The organism is Streptomyces sp. NPDC059255, assembly GCF_042752355.1.
Classification (GTDB): domain Bacteria; phylum Actinomycetota; class Actinomycetes; order Streptomycetales; family Streptomycetaceae; genus Streptomyces.
In genome coordinates this window covers 1-3440 of record NZ_JBHYZP010000045.1, presented here as the reverse complement: position 1 = coordinate 3440, position 3440 = coordinate 1, and the positions used below count along the sequence as shown (strand labels likewise).

Below are 3440 nucleotides of genomic sequence, written 5' to 3'. Positions count from 1 at the left end.
TGTCCGGCACCGCCCGTCGGTGTACGCGGCATGGACCTTCCTCAGGGGCTTGTCACACGCCCCGCTGACTCGCGTAGAAGACCAGCCGGTACTTTCCGATCTGGACCTCGTCGCCGTTCGCCAGCAGGACCGAGTCGATCCGCTCACGATTGACGTACGTACCGTTCAGGCTGCCCACGTCCGAGACGGTGAAGTGGCCGTCGCCGCCCCGGCGGAACTCCACATGGCGGCGCGACACGGTCACGTCGTCCAGGAAGATGTCGCTCTCCGGGTGGCGTCCCGCCGTCGTCAGCTCGCCGTCCAGCAGGAAGCGGCTGCCCGAGTTGGGGCCGCGCCGTACCACCAGGAGCGCGGAGCCGAGCGGCAGGGCGTCGACGGCGGCCTGCGCCTCCGGCGTGAGCGACGGCAGCGCCGTCTGGCCCGTCACCTCGGAGTCGTACGCCTCAAGACCCGAGATCGAAATCGTGGACGTCGTCTCCGAGGCGCGCTCCGGCGGCACTCCGCCCCGCAGCGGCGCCCCGCAGTTGGAGCAGAACCGACTGGCCTCGGCATTGCGGTGCCCGCACCTCGTACAAACCGGCAAGGCCGCCATAGAGGGATCCTCCTGCCGCGACGGCCCCCCGGGGGCCGATGATTCCCCGAAACCTATGCGGCCGGGACCGGCAGGGTCAACAGACGACGCGCCGGTGGCGTCGCCGCCCACCTGGTCGCGGAAGAGCGGACGTTCGCCGCCCTGCTCCTCGCTCCCGCCTTGGCGCGAGGCACGATGACGGGAGCGCCCGCCGCCGTCCTCGCGTGCGCTTTTGCCGAACAACTTCCCAAACAACTTCACGGGCGATTCCCCTTGACCGAAACAGACCCGCCCGTGGGGCAGGACGAACCCTGAATGAACACACCTGCCGACCCGGACATCTTGACAACGTCCGTATCCACCGGACAGTTTCCACCACTCACCGCACTGTTCGTGCGCCGACCCCCCGCAACCTCATGCCCCCGTGCGACGGCTCGCATGCACCTCCGCCTCACCGCGATGACGACCGAGCGTAGTCAGGGCGCTTCACGGGTCGCAAGGCATTCACAATGATCTTCTCAGCCCGTGCCACCGTGGCCGTGGCCTGCTCCTTCTCCAGTGTCTGGACCACCCCGCCCGGAATGTTCAGGGCGGGCTCCAGGTCCTGCGGTTTGCCGATGACCTTGAAGACGTACGGGGAGGACACCGCGTTGCCGTCCACGCGAACATCACCGCCCGTGCCCGAGAAGTATGTATCGGCGACGACGCGGACATCGTTGATCTGAACGGCCTCGGCGCCGGCCGCCCGCAGCTCCTGGATCGCGTCGAGCAGCATGTCCGGCTCGACCGTCCCGCTGATGTCCCGGATCGTCAGCGTGATACCGGGCCCCTGAGCGGCGACCGTACCGGCCAGGATACCGAGCTGCTGCTCCTTCTCCCTGGTCTGCTTACGGGCTTCCTCGGCCTGGTCCGAGCTGGTCTCCAGCTCGGTGCGCTGGGCGTCGAGACGCTGCTTCTCGTCCTCCAGCCGCTGCGTCCGGTTGTCCAGCTCGTCGAGGATCCGCACCAGGTCCTCCTGGCGGGCGCCCCGCAGTGCGCTGTCGTCGTTGTTCGACGTGACCTGGATGGCGAGCCCGAGCCCGAGCCCGAACAGCAGGACGGCGACGATGAGCTGTGCCCGGGTCACCCGCGGCGGCCACAGACCCGCCGCCAACCGCTGGCGTCCGGTGAGCTGTTGGGCCCCGGAAGGCCCTGCGGCGTTCCCGGCGGCGTCCTCCGACGCCGCGCCGGCCGCGGGGCTCCCGTCGGCGGCGCCGGAGCTCTCCCCGCCGCCCTGAGGCCGCTCCGGGCCCCGCGGCCCGTCGGATCCCTCGGACTTCCCGGCGCCGTGCGGCTTCCCGGGTTCGTGCGGCTTCCCCTGCCCCTGCGGCTTACCGGGCTCCTGGGGGTTCTCCTCGCTGCTCATCGGCGTCACGCCCGGAACACGTGCCGGCGGATCGCGGCAGCGTTGGAGAAGATCCGGATACCGAAGACGACGACCACGCCGGTCGACAACTGCGCGCCCACACCCAGCTTGTCGCCGAGGAAGACGATGAGCGCGGCGACCACCACGTTCGACAGGAAGGAAACCACGAACACCTTGTCGACGAAGATCCCGTCGAGCATGGCCCGCAGCCCGCCGAAGACCGCGTCCAGAGCGGCGACGACGGCGATCGGAAGATACGGCTCGACCACAGCCGGCACCTCGGGCCGGACCAACAGTCCGACCACGACTCCCACGACGAGGCCCAGTACGGCGATCACGATGTGCCCTTCCCCATGTCGGCCGCGTCCTGCCCGGTGCCCTTACCGGCGTCGGCGGTCTCCGGCTCTGCTGTACGTACGATCAGGCTGGGCGCGGCAGGAAGACGCACCTCCCGCTGATCCGAAATGCTGGTGCGGATGCCGAAGTTCTCCTGCAAGGAGTGCAGATACTGGCCATCGGCGCTGTCCTGGAACGCGGTGCTCAGCTTCTTTCCGTCCCCCACCGCGAGCACCGTGTACGGCGGCACGAGTGGCCTGTTGTCGACCAGTATGGCGTCACCGGCGGCCCGGATCGCCGACAGCGAGGTCAGCCGCTGGTCGTTGATGGCGATCGCCTCCGCGCCCGACTCCCACAGGCCGTTGACGACCCGTTGCATGTCCCGGTCGCGCACCCGGCCCGTGTCGGAGAAACCACTGCTCTCCCGGGGACCGCCACCACCACCGGACGAGGCGTCCTTGGCGTCGTCGACGACCAGCTTCACCCCGGGCCCGTGTACGGGCGTCGCGCCGGCCAGCAACGCCACCACCTCGCCCTGGTCCCCGCCCCGGGTCCGCAGGGCGGCACGCTGCCGGTCGCCGACCTCCTTGCGTAGCTCCTCCACCGAGCGCTCCAGCCCGTCGGCGGTCGACGTCTCCGCGTTGATCCGGTCGATGAGTTCCTCGCGCTCCTTGGCCACCACCGGGGCGGAGATACGCGCCTGGGCGGCACCCACAGTGACCACCAGAGCGGCCAGCACCAACCCCGCCGCCAGGCCCAGTTTGGCCCTGAGCGTGCGCGGCAGCCCGCCGTCCTCCGCCGCCCTGCGCGCCGCCGCCTCCGCGTACCCCTCGTCGAGGCTGTGGTCCATCACACTGTTCAGCAGCGACATCGACGCGTCGGGACGCGCGGGCGGAGAAGCGGTGCTCCGGATGGGGGGCTGCTGCGACATGCCGCACATCGTCGCACGTCGTGACCGCTACCGCCGAATGGCCCCACCGACGCGCCGGGGGGGGGGCGCGGGGGCCCCCCCGGCGGCCGGGGGGGGGGGGGGTGAGAGGGAACGCAAAGAGTAGGGGGGGAAGACCCTAAAAGAAAGGAGATGGAGGATGTGGAGAACGAACGCGAAAACAACAAAAACAAGAAAAA

General features: G+C 69.8%; 4 protein-coding genes. All 4 read right to left on the bottom strand.

What is annotated here, in order from left to right:
* Positions 1-52: 52 nt before the first annotated feature.
* The gene (locus tag ACFXKG_RS35755) at positions 53-874 is read right to left on the bottom strand and encodes an FHA domain-containing protein (RefSeq protein WP_365818840.1); all 822 of its coding nucleotides are present in this window, start codon (positions 872-874) and stop codon (positions 53-55) included.
* A gap of 148 nt (positions 875-1022) precedes the next feature.
* Positions 1023-1985: a DUF881 domain-containing protein gene (locus ACFXKG_RS35750; protein ID WP_384848000.1), complete on the bottom strand. Its 963-nt coding sequence runs from the start codon at positions 1983-1985 to the stop codon at positions 1023-1025.
* Complete coding sequence (locus tag ACFXKG_RS35745) at positions 1982-2314, bottom strand: small basic family protein (protein WP_023543062.1); 333 nt, start codon at positions 2312-2314, stop codon at positions 1982-1984. The genes ACFXKG_RS35750 and ACFXKG_RS35745 overlap by 4 nt, the downstream gene beginning before the upstream one ends.
* Positions 2311-3243, bottom strand: coding sequence for a DUF881 domain-containing protein (locus ACFXKG_RS35740; RefSeq protein ID WP_382899069.1), 933 nt, complete (start codon positions 3241-3243; stop codon positions 2311-2313). Before ACFXKG_RS35740 ends, ACFXKG_RS35745 begins: the two co-directional genes overlap by 4 nt.
* Positions 3244-3440: the final 197 nt, after the last annotated feature.

Excerpts from the sequence above, each read along its gene's own strand:
- ACFXKG_RS35740 (WP_382899069.1), bottom strand. The coding sequence starts at position 3,243 with ATGTCGCAGCAGCCCCCCATCCGGAGCACCGCTTCTCCGCCCGCGCGT.